This is a genomic window from Marinobacterium jannaschii DSM 6295, assembly GCF_000620085.1.
In the GTDB taxonomy this organism is placed as follows: Bacteria; Pseudomonadota; Gammaproteobacteria; order Pseudomonadales; family Balneatricaceae; genus Pontibacterium; species Pontibacterium jannaschii.
The window spans coordinates 55,613-72,141 of record NZ_KK211068.1; the positions used below are offsets into that span (position 1 = coordinate 55,613).

Here is a 16,529-nt window from a genome sequence, read left to right on the forward strand (position 1 = left end):
GGGAGATCTGAAAAATCAGGCACCCGCCGGGAACTTAATTGCTCCGGCAAAATCTGACGGCTATCGAAAGCAGCGAGAGAAAGGCAGCGACTTAGCGCTTTATTCGCTCGCCGCCAGCCCCAATAAAGGTATCAACACGTGATTCGATTCAGAGCGTACGGCCGGATAGCGCCCCAGCTCGGTCCAGTTATAAGAAGGTGAATGAAAGTCACTGCCCGCAGAAACCATCAGCCCGTTTTCACTGGCGTATTTTTCCAGCTCACGGCGGTGATCCGGTGATACACCCGGATATGAAACCTCGATTGCCTGGCCTCCCTGCTCAGCAAACGCGGACATTAAAAGTCTCAGTTTGGTAAATGTCATATCATATTTTGTCGGATGGGCGAGTACCGCTATACCACCGCTATCCCTGATAACATTTATTGCAGCGGACATTTCCGGCCACTGCATTTTTACATCAGCAGGCTTGCCGGTACCAAGATAGCGCTTAAAAACCTGATTCTCATTTTTTACCGCCCCGGCGGCCACTAGCGCCCTGGCAAAATGAGGCCGGCCGATTGATCCGCCCGCAGCCAGTTTCTGTGCCTCCTGCCAGATATCCGGTAACCCCTGTTTCACCAGGCGCTCACTGATGCGCCGGGCACGCTGCTGACGTAAATCATCAATCTCTGCAAGATAACTCTGTAACGCGGAATCCGTGATATCCACGCCCAGGCCAACGATATGCACCATGCGCCCATTCCACAGGCAGCTTAATTCAGTCCCGGTGATGATCCGAATCGTATCGTCATCCACCTGCTGCGCCAGCAACTCGCGGGTTCCGGATACCGAATCGTGGTCGGTTAACGCCAGCACTTCGATGCCGCAATCCAGGGCGCGACTCAATAATGCTTCCGGCGCCAGGGCACCATCCGAAGCCGTTGAGTGGCAATGTAAATCATATCTTGGAAAAACCATACGCCTTCACTATTTATAACTTGGCTACTGAACTTTATACTTGCCCCATTCTCCTGCTAAACGAGCAAACATGAAACTCTTACTCGATTTTCTGCCTGTCATCATTTTCTTTGCAGTCTACAAAACCAGCGGTGACATCATCCTGGCAACGGCGGTGCTGATCCCGGCTACCCTGCTGCAGATCGGTTACACCTGGTTTCGCTCCCACCGTATAGAAAAGATGCAACTGGTAACACTGGTGCTGGTGATTCTACTGGGTGGCGCTACCGTGCTGTTTAATGACAAAACCTTTATCCAGTGGAAGCCAACTATTGTAAACTGGCTGTTTGCCGCAGCCTTTCTCGGCAGTCAATTCATCGGTGAAAAGACGATCGTGCAACGCCTGATGGACAGCAGCATTACCCTGCCCCAGATCGCCTGGCGCAAGCTGAACGTCGCCTGGGTAATTTTTTTCGTAGCGCTGGGCGTGATCAACCTGTTTGTTGCCTTCAACTTCAGCGAAGAAACCTGGGTTAACTTTAAGCTGTTCGGCATGCTCGGACTCACGCTGGTCTTTATCATAGGCCAGGGAGTTTATCTGTCCCGCCATATTCAGAGCACAGAAGAAAGCAACGACTAAGTAACAGGAGATTGCCGTGTACTACGCTATTATCGCTCAGGACTTTGAGAACAGCCTGGAAGCACGCCTCAAGGCGCGTCCGGATCATCTGGCCCGCCTTAAACAGCTGGCCGAAGAGGGACGCCTTCTGATCGCCGGCCCTCATCCGGCAATCGATTCGGAAGATCCTGGTGAAGCCGGATTCAGTGGCAGCCTTGTCGTTGCAGAGTTTGATTCCCTGGACACAGCAACTGCATGGGCAGATGCAGATCCCTATGTAGCTGCCGGCGTCTATAAAGAAGTAACAGTAAAGCCGTATAAGAAAGTCCTGCCCTGATCATAGTCGTACAGGGAAGCAAAGATGATCTAAAGGCCCTTAAGAAAATGCCCGTCACCCACTAAGAGATCGGTGATCTTTTCGGATGACTCCAAAGGCAGCCTTTAACTCCCTTATTCACATGAAAAGGAACTCGACCATGAAACTATTGGCAAAAGCAACCGGCCTTGCCCTGGCTATCGGCCTGGCTGCAGGCGTTCAGGCTCACCCAAACCATGCTGGCTATGCTACTGACTCCAACGAGAATATTGTCCGCACCGGCTTCGGTGAGTGCTGGCGTGTAGGCACCTGGACTGAGAGCTCTGTCCAGAACGCAGTAGAAGGCTGCGACGGCTACCAGAAGCCTCAGCCAAAGCCAGCCCCGGCACCCGCTCCTAAGCCTGTTGTTAAGGTACAGCCAGCACCTGCTCCGGTACCTGCACCAGCGCCAGCGCCTAAATTCGTCGATATGCCGGTACAGCAGAGCCACATTGTCTACTTCGGCTTCGACAGCGCAGAAGTTAACCAGATTGATGAGATCGTGAACTACCTGAGCAGCCTGGACAATCTCGAGCAGATTCGCCTGGTTGGCCACGCTGACCGCCTGGGTGCCAGCGAGTACAACATCAAGCTGTCCGAGCGTCGCATGCGCTCCGTAACCGAACTGCTGGAAGATGCCGGTGTTGCACCAGGCAAAATCAGCACCGGCTTCCGTGGTGAAAATGCACCTGCAACCACCTGCAGCGGCAGTGGTGAACAGCTGAAAAAATGCCTGGCTTCCAACCGTCGCGTAGAGGTTGTGATCAACGGCGTTAAGCGCGTTCAGCAGTAATATACTGACAAAGACAAGGGCTGCATCTGCAGCCCTTTATTTTATAGCTATGAAATCACTCCTGGCATACAGCCGCCTTCTGTTGCTCCTGCTGCTAAGCACCCAGCCACTTATGACTGCGCAGGCTGCCGAATACGCCTTCCAGAAAGTCGTTTACCACATCAACTATGCCGACCCTTCGCGCATTGCCGAAACCTTCAGCAATATCGATAACCACCTGGCCGCATTAGGCGAGGATGGCGTTGATATCAAAGTTGTGGTGCACGGCAAAGCGATCGAGTATCTGACACAGGCCCGCACCGACGAGGCAAAGCAGTCCCGACTGGACAACCTCCGGCTTCAGGGCGCTGAGCTATTGGTATGTGGCAACACCCTGAAAGGATACCGGATCGAATACACAGATCTGTACGACGTAGAGGCCTCAGATGTCGTAGAAGCCGGGCTGCCAGCCATTGTTGACCTGCAGCAACGTGGCTATATCTACGTACGGCCATGAATATAAAACACTGGCTTCAGTGGCTGCCATTCGGCAAAGTCCCCCAGCTAGACCCTGCATCACTGTCACCAGCACAGTTACAGCAATACCTGATTGTCGATGTTCGCACCGGTACAGAGTGGCGCCAGAGCCATATCGCCGGCAGTCATAACCTGCCCCTACACCGTTTCAGCATCAATGCAGCATTGTTCCAGCCCCGGACCAGGAAGCCTGTCCTTTGCATCTGCCTTAGCGCTCACCGCAGCACACCGGCAGTGCGCAAGCTGCGTGAAGCAGGCATTGAGGCCTACGAACTGAAGGGAGGGATGCTCAGGTGGTGGCGACTGGGACTCCCGACGGAGAGAAGCCGGTAAACAGCCTTGATATGCTGGAAAGGGTACTGCAGAGCCTGCAGCAGATAAAAAAACGGCAGCCATATGGCTGCCGTTTTTATTTAACTGCTCTGCTTCAACCGCTTAGCCGGTAAAGACGCGGGCGTTACGGAACATGCGCATCCAGGCACCATCTTCAGCCCAGGCTTCCGGCGCCCAGCTGTTAGTGACAGCGCGGAATACACGTTCAGGGTGCGGCATCATGATAGTGACACGGCCGTCGGCAGCGGTCACACCAGAGATACCCACAGGCGAGCCATTCGGGTTCGCCGGATAAGCCTCAGTCACCTGACCGCGGTTATCGACATAGCGCAGCGCTACGCTACCGGCACCCTGCAGGCCTGCCAGGTGTGCATCATCCCGGAATTCCGCACGTCCCTCGCCATGGGCAATGGCGATCGGCATACGGGAACCCTGCATACCCTGCAGCAGGATAGAATCCGTTTCCTGAACCTCAACCATCGCCACACGTGCTTCAAACTGCTCAGAAGCGTTGCGTACAAAATGAGGCCACAGCTCTGCACCCGGAATCAGCTCATGCAGGTTGGACAGCATCTGACAGCCATTACATACGCCCAGTGCGAAGCTGTCTTCACGATTGAAGAACGCCTGGAACTGGTCGCGGGCACGGCTGTTAAACAGGATCGACTTGGCCCAGCCCTCACCGGCTCCCAGTACATCACCGTAGGAGAAGCCACCGCAGGCGACCAGACCCTTAAACTGATCCAGTGATACCCGGCCTTCCAGGATATCGCTCATGTGCACGTCAACTGCAGCGAAACCGGCGCGATCAAAAGCGGCCGCCATTTCGATATGGCCATTGACACCCTGTTCACGGATAACCGCCATCTGCGGGCGAACACCGGTGCTGATAAACGGTGCTGCGACATCTTCATTGACATCGAAGCTCAGGTCAGCGCTCAGGCCCGGATCTTCCTTATCCAGCAGGCTATCAAACTCCTGCTGAGCACAGTCAGAGTTGTCACGCAGCGACTGCATCTGATAGGAAGTTTCTGCCCACCAGCGCTGCAGCTGAACACGGCTCTCGTTGTAGATCTCTTCTTCGTCGAAGTGAACATTCAGCGTATCGTCGTCATTCAGGGTACCGATCACCTTGGCGATCTCGCCCAGACCGGCAGCGTTCAGCTCGGTCAGAACGGTTTCGAGGTCACCACGCTTCACCTGAATGACACCACCCAGTTCCTCAGCGAAGAGCGCTGCAGCCAGCTCGCTGCTATCGACAGCCAGCATATCCAGGTTGATATCCACACCGGTACGACCGGCAAACGCCATTTCGGCTACCGTGGCGAACAGACCACCGTCAGAGCGGTCATGATAGGCCAGCAGCAGCCCCTGTTCGTTCAGTTCCTGCATCGCCTGGAAGAAGGCAACCAGCAGTTCAGGCTGATCGACATCAGGTACTTCCTGACCGACCTGGCTGAATACCTGGGCCAGTGCAGACAGACCCAGACGGTTGTTACCGTTACCCAGATCCAGCAGGATCAGGTCGGTCTCGCCCTGATCGGTACGCAGCTGCGGAGTCAGTGTCTTACGCGCATCCAGCACCGGTGCAAAACCGGTGATCACCAGCGACATCGGCGCCGTCACCGACTTGTCTTCACCCTCATCGTTCCACACGGTACGCATGGACATAGAGTCCTTACCAACCGGGATAGTAATGCCCAGCTGCGGACACAGCTCCATACCCACCGCTTTCACGGTGTCGTACAGTTTTTCATCTTCGCCCGGGTGGCCAGCGGCACACATCCAGTTAGCGGACAGCTTGATATTCACGATATCTTCGATACGGGCACCGGCCAGGTTGGTCACGGTTTCACCGATCGCCATCCGGCCCGAGGCTGGGGAATCAACCAGCGCCAGCGGGGTGCGCTCACCCATCGCCATCGCCTCACCTGCGTTGGTGTCGTAAGCGGCGGTGGTCACGGCACAATCCGCCACCGGTACCTGCCACGGGCCAACCATCTGATCGCGGGCAACCATGCCGGTAATGGAGCGGTCACCGATGGTAATCAGGAAAGACTTGGACGCTACTGCAGGCAGCTTCATTACGCGCTCAGCGGCTTCTTCCAGATCGATGTTGCTGGCATCAAAGGCAGGCACTTCGTAGGTCTTACGCTCAACACGGCGATGCATCTTCGGCGGCTTGCCGAACAGCACGCTCATTGGCAGATCAACCGGCTTGTTCTCGAAGTGGGTATCGCCCAGGGTCAGGTGATGTTCATCGGTCGCTTCACCGACGATAGCGTATGGGCAGCGTTCGCGGGCACAGATCGCTTCAAAGCGGGCCAGGTCTTTTGGCTCAACTGCCATCACGTAGCGCTCCTGCGCTTCGTTACACCAGATCGCCAGCGGGCTCATACCCGGCTCATCGTTGTTGACATTACGCAGCTCGAAGTTACCGCCGCGGCCGCCGTCTTTGACCAGCTCAGGGAAAGCGTTGGACAGACCACCGGCGCCCACATCATGGATAAAGGCTATCGGGTTCTCATCACCCTGCTGCCAGCACTGGTCGATCACTTCCTGACAGCGACGCTCCAGTTCCGGGTTATCACGCTGTACGGAAGCAAAATCCAGATCGGCAGAAGAAGTACCGGAAGACATGGAGGAAGCCGCACCGCCACCCAGGCCGATCTGCATCGCAGGGCCACCCAGACAGATCAGCTTGGCACCCACAGGGATCTCGCCCTTATCAACATGCTCGGTACGGATATTACCGAAGCCACCAGCGATCATGATCGGCTTGTGGTAACCACGCACCTCTTCACCGGCTGCGCCGTTCACCTTCTGTTCGAAGGTACGGAAGTAACCGTTCAGGGCCGGACGACCAAATTCATTGTTGAACGCAGCGCCACCGATCGGGCCTTCGATCATGATATCCAGTGCGGAGACGATACGCTCAGGCTTGCCATACTGACTTTCCCATGGCTGTTCGAAGCCCGGGATATTCAGGTCAGAAACGGTAAAACCGGTCAGGCCTGCCTTTGGCTTGGAGCCTTTACCGGTCGCGCCTTCGTCGCGGATCTCACCACCGGAACCGGTCGCCGCACCGGAGTGAGGCGCAATAGCCGTCGGGTGGTTATGGGTTTCCACCTTCATCAGGATAGCGATCTCTTCCTGATTGTAGCTGTACTCTTTGCCATCCGGTTTCGGGAAGAAACGCCCGGCTGTGGAACCATTCATCACAGCAGCGTTGTCAGAGTAAGCAGAAAGGATGTTCTCGCCGCCCATCTCGTTGGTATTGCGGATCATGGCGAACAGGGACTTATCCTGCGCTTCGCCATCGATATCCCATGAAGCATTAAAGATCTTATGACGGCAATGCTCTGAGTTCGCCTGTGCGAACATCATCAGCTCAACATCAGTCGGGTTACGTCCCAGCTCCTGGAAGGCATTAACCAGATAATCGATCTCGTCCTCTGCCAGCGCCAGTCCCAGCTCTACGTTGGCAGCCTCCAGTGCCGGACGGCCCCCTGCCAGCACATCGACAGTTGTCAGCGGCTTCGGCTCTTCATTACGGAACAGTCCCTGAGCCTGATCCATCTCCGATAGCACAGCTTCTACCATACGGTCATGCAGGATTGCTTCTACCTGCGCCTGTTCAGCCTGATTCAGATCGCCGGTCACGTAGTAAGCGATACCGCGCTCCAGGCGCTTCACAGCATTCAGGCCACAGTTATGGGCGATATCTGTCGCTTTGGAAGACCATGGCGAGATCGTTCCCAGACGAGGCACAACCAGAAACAGCTGGCCTTCAGGCGCTTCAACTTTATCCGCTTTGGGGCCATATCGCAGAATACGGTCCAGCACGGCCAGCTCATCTGCAGACAATGCCTGTTCCTGCTCAGCAAAGTGCATAAATTCACCGTACAGGCCGGTAACGGCAGGAACTTTAGACTGAAGAACGGACAACAGCTTATCGTGACGGAAAGCAGAGAGAGCGGGGGCTCCACGCAGTGCAAGCATGTTTTTCACAAGCCTCTTGGATGACTGCCTCAGGGGACAGTGGTTACATGAGATAACAAAGGCTGAATTCTACCCGAAACAGGCGGTTTTAGGCCAGAAAAGAGCCATCTCAATTCTGTAACAAAGCGACCCGAAAGATGCCCGCAGGCAGAGACAGGTGCATCTCGATGACAAAAATGAAAGAATGTCTTGCCGTTAACGCACAGCACTGTTAAACCAACTCAGCCACCGGACGCAGACACCGAAATCAGGCAGTGACAGACTGCTGATGCAGACAGAGGATATTGAAGCGAATGATACAGACCACCTTCTCACCAGCACGCCTGTTCGGCTAAGTATTTGCCGGCATAGCATGAAGCTGTTTGACCTGCGTAAGAAAAAGGATCTTTTCCACCTGCTGGCCATGGTGGCACTGCTCTGTATCCCCGCTATTCTCAGCTATAACAGTAAAACCCAGCTTCAGGTTATCCGCGAGAGCGGTACGCTTCGCGTCGTCACCACCAACACCCACAGCACTTATTTTATCGAGCGCGACAAACCGGCCGGCTTTGAGTACGAGCTGGTACAGGCATTCGCCGACCACCTTGGCGTCGAGGCCAAATTTGAGATCGCCAGCAATGTCGGCGACGTTATGGAAACCATACAACGTCGTGACGCGCACCTTGCCGCCGCGATGCTGACCGTCACGGCCGATCGCCTGCGCAGATTCGACTTTGCCCCGCCCTATATGTATAGCGCTTCCACCGTGGTATACCGGATTACCCGAGGTAAGGAGCCTCCGCGCTCGGTGCAGGACATGATTGGCCGGGAGGTGCGCATCGTCGCCAACAGCAGCTACGAGGAATCTCTGCGACGACTTCAGGATCAATATCCTGAGCTGAGCTGGCAGAGCAGCGAAGAAGAAGCCACGGTTGAACTGATGGAAGCCGTGCACCAACGCAAGCTTGACCTGACGGTATTGGATGAAGTCTCCTTCAATGCCCAGAAAAGCTTCTTCCCGGGCCTTAACAGCGGCTTCACGCTGGATGAATCGCAACCCCTGGCATGGATGCTCCCTCCGCATCCGGATGAGTCACTGAAACGCGCCCTGGTCCGCTTTTTCCTGCGCACGGAAACCCAGACGCTGATTAAGAATCTGAAAGAGAAGTACTTCGCCCGCCGGAACCAGCTGGACTACTTTGACACTGTCACTTTCAAAAAGGATATGAAAAAGCGACTGCCGAAACTGGAGCAGTACTTTCATATGGCAGAGCAGGAAACCGATATAGACTGGAAACTGCTTGCCGCGATCGCCTATCAGGAAAGTCACTGGAATCCGAAAGCCGTATCACCCACCGGCGTTCGCGGCGTGATGATGCTGACCCGGGCGACCGCAAAAGAGATGGGGGTTAAAGACCGGACCGATCCGCGCCAGAGCATCATGGGCGGCGCCCACTACCTGATCAAGGTCATGAGCAAGATCCCAAAGCGGATTACCGGTAAAGACCGCTTCTGGATGGCGCTGGCTGGTTACAACGTCGGCTTTGGCCATCTGGAAGATGCCCGCATCCTGGCCTCCCGGGCCGGCGAGAATCCGGACCGCTGGGAAACCGTAAAGAAATTCCTGCCACTGCTAACCAAACCGAAATACTACAAGACCGTTAAACGCGGTTATGCCCGGGGCTACGAGCCGGTGGCCTATGTACGCAACATTCGCAAGTATATTGCCCTGCTGCGCTGGGAACTGCAGGTCAATCAGATCAAAAAGCAGCGGGAACTGGAACAGCTGATCGAAGCGGAGGCACTTCAGCCAGACACTCCTGATGAGCAGACGGAAGACTTTCCGCCCGTACTCTGAACATACAGGATGCCCGCCCTGAACACCTGAGCCCGAAGCCCTTAGCCCTAGCCTTCGATCAACCCGCCTCTTCCTTACCAGAACAACAGCGCCCTGTTTCCGGCACTTCGCCTGCAGCCTGCTCGGCCCGCTTTTGCGCCTTTTTCTGCGCCCGGCGCTGACGGAAAAAGGCACTGATTCGTTCACTGCACTGCTCGGCCATCACCCCTCCCCGGTAGTCCACCAGATGATTCATCCAGGGCTGGCCGAACACTTTGCCATTACTGATAACCGCCCCCGCCTTAGGCTCCGTCGCCCCGAACACGACCCGCCTTATACGGGCATGAACGATGGCGCCGGCACACATGGTACAGGGCTCAATAGTGACATAGAGCTCGGCATCCACCAGGCGGTAGTTCTCAACCGCCTGCGCAGCCGCCCTCAGCGCCATAATCTCAGCGTGCGCTGTTGGGTCATGACCGCTGATCGGATGGTTCCAGCCTTCACCGATCACCTTATCGTTGAGGACGATCACAGCCCCCACCGGCACCTCTCCCAGATCTGCCGCTCGCTCTGCCAGCTGCAAGGCATGCTTCATCCAGCGCAGCTCGGTGTCATCAGGTTGCTCTTCGGTGTCGGGTATCTGTTCGGCCATAACTGTCCATCGGAATCGGCAGAGTAAATGCCTATTATCCACCAAGATGCCCGGTTTGAAAAAGCCCGGTACGGACTCGGGCTGCGGACAACAAAAAACCCGCACAGCCTTCGCCATGCGGGTTTTCTCAGTACTGGTAGCTTATGGCCCTAAACCAGCGGCCACACAGCAGTATCCGGCCTTATTCCCACTCGATAGTAGCAGGCGGCTTGGAGCTGACATCATAAGCCACGCGAGAGATATGCGGGATCTCGTTGATGATACGGCCGGAAACAGTTTCCAGCAGTTCATACGGCAGATGCGCCCAGCGGGCTGTCATAAAGTCGATAGTCTCAACCGCACGCAGTGACACCACGTACTCGTAGCGACGACCGTCACCAACAACACCGACGGATTTTACTGGCAGGAAGACTACGAATGCCTGGCTGGTCTTATGGTACCAATCAGCCTTATGCAGCTCTTCGATGAAGATTGCATCCGCTTCACGCAGGATATCGGCATATTCTTTCTTAACTTCGCCCAGAATACGCACACCCAGACCCGGCCCCGGGAACGGGTGACGATATACCATGTCGTAAGGCAGCCCCAGCTCCAGCCCCAGCTTGCGCACTTCGTCCTTGAACAGCTCACGCAGCGGTTCAACCAGCTCCATCTTCATGTCTTCCGGCAGTCCACCCACATTGTGGTGGGACTTGATGACGTGTGCCTTACCGGTCTTAGCTGCAGCGGACTCGATTACGTCAGGGTAGATAGTGCCCTGTGCCAGGAAGTGAACATCGGTCAGCTTGGCAGCTTCTTCATCAAACACTTCAATAAAAGTGTTACCGATGATCTTACGCTTGGCTTCAGGATCAGCCTCACCGGCCAGACGCCCCAGGAACAGGTCTTCAGACTCAGAGCGGATCACTTTAACGCCCATGTTCTTAGCGAACATGTCCATTACCTGATCGCCTTCATGTTTACGCAGCAGACCGTTGTCTACAAATACGCAGGTCAGCTGATCGCCGATCGCCTTGTGCAGCAGGGCAGCGACAACGGAGGAGTCTACGCCGCCGGACAGACCCAGCAGTACCTTCTGGTTACCGACCTGTGCGCGTACTTTCTCGATCTGATCCGCGATGATATTTGCTGAAGTCCAGAGTTTCTCGGCACCACAGATTTCACTGACAAAGCGCTCCAGCATACGGCCGCCCTGCTTGGTGTGCGTCACCTCAGGGTGGAACTGTACGCCGTAGAAGCCTTTCTTAGGATCACACATCGCCGCGATCGGAGCCGAGTCGGTGGACGCGATCACACCGAAGCCTTCCGGCAGAGCAGTGACCTTGTCACCGTGGCTCATCCATACGTCCAGCAACAGAGAACCGTTGTTGGAAACGTGATCCTCGATACCTTCCAGCAGACGGCTCGGATGATCGCCCAGACGGACCTTGGCGTAGCCAAACTCACGCTTATCGGATGTCTCAACCTTGCCACCCATCTGGGCGGCCATGGTCTGCATGCCGTAGCAGATACCCAGTACAGGTACACCCAGCTCAAAAACCAGCTCAGGCGCTCGCGGAGAGTCGCCTTCAGTTACCGACTCAGGACCACCGGCCAGGATCACACCCTTAGGGGCAAATTCACGGATATCTTCATCCGCCATATCCCATGGGTAGATCTCACAGAACACACCGATCTCGCGAATACGACGCGCGATCAGCTGAGTGTACTGGGAACCGAAATCCAGAATCAGGATTTTGTGAGCATGAATATCTTGTGTCATCTTCTCAGTATCTCCACCGCTTGCACTGTATGGGTGGATCCCATACGCGGATGCAAAAAAAAAAGGGGGCGGTCAGACACCGCCCCACTCTTCGGGGATTAGTTAATTAACCAACGCGATAGTTTGGCGCTTCTTTAGTGATGCTCACATCGTGAACATGACTTTCAGCCATACCCGCATTGGTGATCCGTACGAACTGAGGCACTGTGCGCATGGTTTCAATATCGCCACTACCGGTGTAACCCATAGAAGCACGCAGACCACCCACCAGCTGGTGAACGACGCCGGCCATCGGGCCCTTACAAGGCACGCGACCCTCGATGCCTTCCGGTACCAGCTTCTCAACGCCCTTAGAGGCATCCTGGAAGTAACGGTCGGAAGAACCGGTGCTCTGCGCCATGGCGCCTAGAGAACCCATACCACGGTAGGACTTAAACGCACGGCCCTGGAACAACTCCACTTCACCTGGCGCTTCATCAGTACCGGCCAGCATAGAGCCAACCATCACCGCAGATGCACCTGCAGCGACCGCTTTCGCCACATCGCCGGAGAAGCGGATACCACCGTCGGCGATGCAAGGTACGCCGCGCTCTTTCAGCGCCGCAGAAACGTTCGCCACTGCACTGATCTGAGGTACACCGATACCGGCAACGATACGGGTCGTACAGATAGAACCCGGGCCAATACCAACCTTCACACCATCAGCACCGGCATCGGCCAGCGCGATTGCGGCTTCAGCCGTAGCGATGTTGCCACCGATCACCTGTACCTGAGGATAAGTCTGCTTCACCCAGGCCACGCGGTCGATTACACCTTTGGAGTGGCCATGCGCTGTATCAACGATGATAACGTCAACACCGGCATCAACCAGCGCGGTTACGCGGTCAGGGGTTTCAGGACCTGTACCGACTGCAGCACCGACGATCAGGCGACCCTGATCATCCTTTGCTGCCAGCGGGAAAGCCTGCGCCTTGTACATGTCTTTAACAGTCATCATGCCGCGCAGGTTTTCTTTTTCATCGACAACCAGAATCTTCTCGATACGGTGCTTACGCAGCAGGTTGCGGACTTTATCTTTATCCACACCTTCCTGAACCGTTACCAGATTGGCTTTTGGAGTCATGATGGATGCCACAGTTGCATCCAGGTAATTTTCAAAACGCATATCACGGCTGGTAACGATACCAACCAGTTCACCGTTATCCACCACTGGGAAACCGGAGAAGCCCATGCGGTCAGCCAGCTGACGCAATTCACCAACAGTCATATCAGAAGTACAGGTAACAGGGTCGTTAACCACACCTGCTTCGTACTTCTTCACGCGACGAACTTCTGCCGCCTGCTCTTCGATGGTCAGGTTTTTGTGGATAATACCAATACCACCTTCCTGTGCCATCGCGATAGCCAGACGGGACTCGGTCACCGTATCCATTGCAGCAGATACCAGTGGAATGTTCAGTTCGATGCCTTTGGTCAGGCGTGTTTTCAGGGAAACATCCTTCGGCAATACCTCGGAGTAACCCGGTACCAGCAACACATCGTCAAAGGTGAGTGCATCCTCAGCAATTCGCAACATTCTTGACCAGCCTGTATATCTATAGTGGTGAAAAGATAAACGCGAAATTATACAGCTATTAGACTTTCCGCTCAAATCGATTAAGCGCTAAATTATTCATATAGACAACCCGCCGCCACTTATCTCAGTCCCGGAACTTCAGCGGCCTCCGCAGATACCGGACCTTTCATCGAGCAGACCGGAACCGTACAGCTGAACGGATCCCGACGACAGCGGTTCAGACCGTCTTCCAGCTGAGGTATGATGCTGCCCATGCACTATCAAACCTCAGAACCAGCGCGCTCAGTCCGCGCCATCAGTGTCAGTGAACTGAATCGCCAGGTGCGGGGTTTGCTGGAAAGCTCCTTCCTGCTGATCAATGTCGAGGGCGAGATCTCCAACTTTGTCCGCCCCAGCTCCGGCCACTGGTACTTCACCCTCAAGGATGAACAGGCTCAGGTACGCTGTGCCATGTTCCGCAACCGCAACCAGTACCTGAAATACCAGCCCAAAAACGGCGACCGGGTGATACTGCGGGCCAAAGTCAGTCTCTATGAGGGCCGTGGTGACTACCAGCTGATCGGTGAATTTCTCGAAGAGAGTGGTACCGGCACCCTGCAACAGGCGTTCGAGCAGCTGAAAACCCGGCTGCAGCATGAAGGCCTGTTCTCCGCCGATTTCAAGCAGCCACTGCCGGAACACCCGCACCATATCGGTGTTATCACCTCTCCCACCGGTGCCGCGATACACGATATTCTGACCGTATTAAAACGACGTTTCCCCGGTATGCCGGTCACCCTCTACCCGGTGGCAGTGCAGGGCAATGAGGCCGCCGGCCAGATCCGCCGCGCCATTGAGATCGCTAACAAGCATAGGGCCTGTGACGTACTGATCGTCGGCCGGGGCGGCGGCTCGCTGGAAGACCTCTGGCCATTTAACGAAGAGGTTGTGGCACGGGCTATATTTGCCTCAGAGATTCCAATCGTCAGTGCGGTCGGGCACGAGGTCGATGTAGTGATCAGTGACTTTGTTGCCGATCACCGCGCGGCGACGCCATCGGCGGCGGCAGAGTTACTCAGCCCCGATCAGCACAACCTGAAGCTGCGCCTGAATCAGCTTAAGTTAAGGCTGCAGCAGCAGCTGAGTCAGCGCCTGCGCCGTGATCAGGAGCGGGTGAGCGCCCTGCGCAATCGTCTGCGCCATCCCGGAGAACGCCTGCGCCAACAGAGCCAGCGCCTGGACGAACTGGAGTTGCGGCTGCACAAGGCCCTGCAGCAGCGCATCCAGCGCGATCATACCCGGCTGGAATACCTCAGCGCCCGACTGGATCAGCAGCGGCCGGAACGCCGACTCCGGCAGTATCAGCAACAACTTCAGCAACTGCAACACCAGCTGGACCAGCTGATGCAGCAGAAACTACACAATACCCGGTTAAGGTTTCAGCACCTGGCAGGCCAGCTCCATACGGTCAGCCCGCTGGCTACCCTGGAACGCGGCTACGCCATTGTTCAGGATGACAAAGGCCGGGTTCTGCAGGATGCAGCAAAGGCTACTCCGGGACAGAAAATCGAAGCCCGGCTACATCGTGGTCGCCTGCAATGCACCGTCGACAGTATCACCGAGGAATTTATATGAGCGCTATACGCCCGCTGATCGCTGCTATTGCCCTGATGCTCGCCGCGCTCAGCCTGCCGCTGCAGGCGCAGCGACTGCCTGAAGAATCACGGGTCCCCGGCGGTATCGCCCTGATTCCACTCGCAGGCCTGGCTGCCGACAAAAAACCCAGTGCCTGGTACAAAAGCAACCGGGTGATGGTGATCAGCAGCCAGGGCACCTCACTGCAAGATCAGGCCCACTGGATCGCCGTGGCAGGCATCCCCCTGAAAGCCAATCCGAAGAAAAAACAACACCTGCGCGCCAACGCCACCTCCTACTACTTCGATATTGACGGGAAAGAATACAAGGCCCAGTACCTGACGGTAAAAAACAAGCGCCATGTCAATCCTGATCCCAAGGATATCGCCCGCTGGCGCAAGGAAAAGGCCGAGATGGTTGCCGCCTTCAAGCACTGGAGCAACCCAGAAGAGCCAGTCACCCGTTTTGAACTACCGGCCAAAGGCCCTTTCAGCAGCCCGTTTGGCCTGAAACGTTTCTTTAATAAGCAGCCACGTAACCCACACAGCGGCCTGGATATCGCCGCCCCCCAGGGCGCCCCCATTACCGCTCCTGCTGCGGGCAAGGTGGTCGCGGTTGGCAATTACTTCTTTAACGGCAACACGGTGATCCTCGATCATGGCAATGGCCTCACCACCCTCTACTGTCATATGAGCCGTATAGACGTAAAGATGGGTGATCAGCTAAAAACCGGCGATTCAATCGGTGCTATTGGTAAGACAGGACGTGTCACCGGTCCGCACCTGCACTGGACGGTGAGTCTGAATAACACCCGGGTCAACCCGCTGCTTTTTGTAGAAGGAAAATAATTTCCAGTCACAACACAGGTTGGGATGCGCCGCTCACAATGATTGCCAAATCAAGGCATCGAAGACGCGGCTCAACCCAACCCTGGCCCGAACCCGAATCTCACAATATCCCACCACTATCGCCACCGCATCCGGCTGCACGACGGCATACCTAACCGATCCGTGTCATGTGCGAAAGCCCCTCAGATGCCACGAACATCAGATGCCACGAATAAGTCAAAACCAATCAGCAAAGTCTTAAAAGCAATTAAAACGTCCGGCACGCCTGCCAGAGCCAGGCAGTAACCCCACGAAGAGATTGCCCATATCCGTGTTTCTTAGCAAAGCTTCCAACCCTTTTTTCAGGGAAGGATTCAACCTATATAAATCAATCAGTTAGCGCCCACCCCAAAAAAAGGGGAAAATGACCGATTCCGCCGTAAGCTCTTTAAAAACCAGAGAAAACGCTTTAAGTTCTCTAGTTCACTGCCGTACAGGCAGCTAAGAAAATTGGGCACCCAAAGGCGCGATTATCTTGATGGTTCACTGCCGTACAGGCAGCTAAGAAAATAGTCGCAGGCCCGCAGCTCGCGATAGTCGAGTTCACTGCCGTACAGGCAGCTAAGAAATGCTGGCCTGACTGCCAGACCACGGTTTGAGGGTTCACTGCCGTACAGGCAGCTAAGAAATTTATCCGGTGCCTTGTGGCGGGTTTGTCGGGGTTC

Annotated in this window: 13 protein-coding genes and 1 CRISPR repeat array (1 of these 14 cut by a window edge); of the genes, 8 read left to right on the forward strand and 5 right to left on the reverse strand. The window is 55.5% G+C overall.

The annotated features are described in order from the left end of the window. Positions 1 to 99 precede the first annotated feature (99 nt). Positions 100 to 957, reverse strand: coding sequence for a PHP domain-containing protein (locus Q354_RS0121970; protein ID WP_027859494.1), 858 nt, complete (start codon positions 955 to 957; stop codon positions 100 to 102). Between the two features lie 70 nt (positions 958 to 1,027). Here Q354_RS0121970 and Q354_RS0121975 point away from each other — a divergent pair, with 70 nt between their 5' ends. The 5 genes from Q354_RS0121975 (at position 1,028) to Q354_RS0121995 (ending at position 3,552) form a co-directional block, all read left to right on the forward strand. After that, positions 1,028 to 1,576 carry a septation protein A gene (locus tag Q354_RS0121975; protein ID WP_027859495.1) on the forward strand — a complete coding sequence of 183 codons (549 nt, stop codon included), beginning with the start codon at positions 1,028 to 1,030 and terminating at the stop codon, positions 1,574 to 1,576. A gap of 16 nt (positions 1,577 to 1,592) precedes the next feature. Then, complete coding sequence (locus Q354_RS0121980) at positions 1,593 to 1,892, forward strand: YciI family protein (RefSeq protein WP_027859496.1); 300 nt, start codon at positions 1,593 to 1,595, stop codon at positions 1,890 to 1,892. Positions 1,893 to 2,031: 139 nt separating this feature from the next. Then, positions 2,032 to 2,703, forward strand: coding sequence for an OmpA family protein (locus Q354_RS0121985; RefSeq protein WP_027859497.1), 672 nt, complete (start codon positions 2,032 to 2,034; stop codon positions 2,701 to 2,703). A 112-nt stretch (positions 2,704 to 2,815) separates the two neighbouring features. Beyond that, a complete protein-coding gene (locus Q354_RS0121990; protein WP_245601113.1) occupies positions 2,816 to 3,199 on the forward strand; it encodes a DsrE family protein in 384 nt (127 codons plus the stop codon). Beyond that, positions 3,196 to 3,552: a rhodanese-like domain-containing protein gene (locus Q354_RS0121995; RefSeq protein ID WP_027859499.1), complete on the forward strand. Its 357-nt coding sequence runs from the start codon at positions 3,196 to 3,198 to the stop codon at positions 3,550 to 3,552. The genes Q354_RS0121990 and Q354_RS0121995 overlap by 4 nt, the downstream gene beginning before the upstream one ends. A gap of 102 nt (positions 3,553 to 3,654) precedes the next feature. On the opposite strand, the gene purL is transcribed toward Q354_RS0121995, so the two are convergent. Further along, positions 3,655 to 7,554, reverse strand: coding sequence for a phosphoribosylformylglycinamidine synthase (gene purL, locus Q354_RS0122000; protein ID WP_027859500.1), 3,900 nt, complete (start codon positions 7,552 to 7,554; stop codon positions 3,655 to 3,657). A gap of 352 nt (positions 7,555 to 7,906) precedes the next feature. Between purL and mltF the strand changes: the two genes are divergently transcribed. Then, positions 7,907 to 9,391 carry a membrane-bound lytic murein transglycosylase MltF gene (mltF, locus tag Q354_RS26855; protein ID WP_169828928.1) on the forward strand — a complete coding sequence of 495 codons (1,485 nt, stop codon included), beginning with the start codon at positions 7,907 to 7,909 and terminating at the stop codon, positions 9,389 to 9,391. Between the two features lie 58 nt (positions 9,392 to 9,449). Here mltF and tadA read toward each other — a convergent pair whose 3' ends face one another. From tadA to guaB, 3 genes are all read right to left on the reverse strand, one after another. Beyond that, positions 9,450 to 10,025 carry a tRNA adenosine(34) deaminase TadA gene (gene tadA, locus Q354_RS26860; protein ID WP_051560530.1) on the reverse strand — a complete coding sequence of 192 codons (576 nt, stop codon included), beginning with the start codon at positions 10,023 to 10,025 and terminating at the stop codon, positions 9,450 to 9,452. Positions 10,026 to 10,206: 181 nt separating this feature from the next. Continuing rightward, a complete protein-coding gene (guaA, locus tag Q354_RS0122020) occupies positions 10,207 to 11,787 on the reverse strand; it encodes a glutamine-hydrolyzing GMP synthase (RefSeq protein ID WP_027859501.1) in 1,581 nt (526 codons plus the stop codon). 106 nt (positions 11,788 to 11,893) lie between these two features. Beyond that, positions 11,894 to 13,363 carry an IMP dehydrogenase gene (gene guaB, locus Q354_RS0122025; protein ID WP_027859502.1) on the reverse strand — a complete coding sequence of 490 codons (1,470 nt, stop codon included), beginning with the start codon at positions 13,361 to 13,363 and terminating at the stop codon, positions 11,894 to 11,896. 252 nt (positions 13,364 to 13,615) lie between these two features. On the opposite strand from guaB, the gene xseA reads away from it, so the two are divergent. After that, entirely contained in the window at positions 13,616 to 14,977 is a 1,362-nt protein-coding gene (xseA, locus tag Q354_RS0122035; RefSeq protein WP_036231177.1) for an exodeoxyribonuclease VII large subunit, read from the forward strand. Then, the gene (locus tag Q354_RS0122040) at positions 14,974 to 15,825 is read left to right on the forward strand and encodes a peptidoglycan DD-metalloendopeptidase family protein (protein ID WP_051560532.1); all 852 of its coding nucleotides are present in this window, start codon (positions 14,974 to 14,976) and stop codon (positions 15,823 to 15,825) included. The genes xseA and Q354_RS0122040 overlap by 4 nt, the downstream gene beginning before the upstream one ends. A 458-nt stretch (positions 15,826 to 16,283) precedes the next feature. Next, positions 16,284 to 16,529: a CRISPR direct-repeat array (repeat unit 30 nt; unit sequence GGGTTCACTGCCGTACAGGCAGCTAAGAAA); it runs 203 nt beyond the window's last position.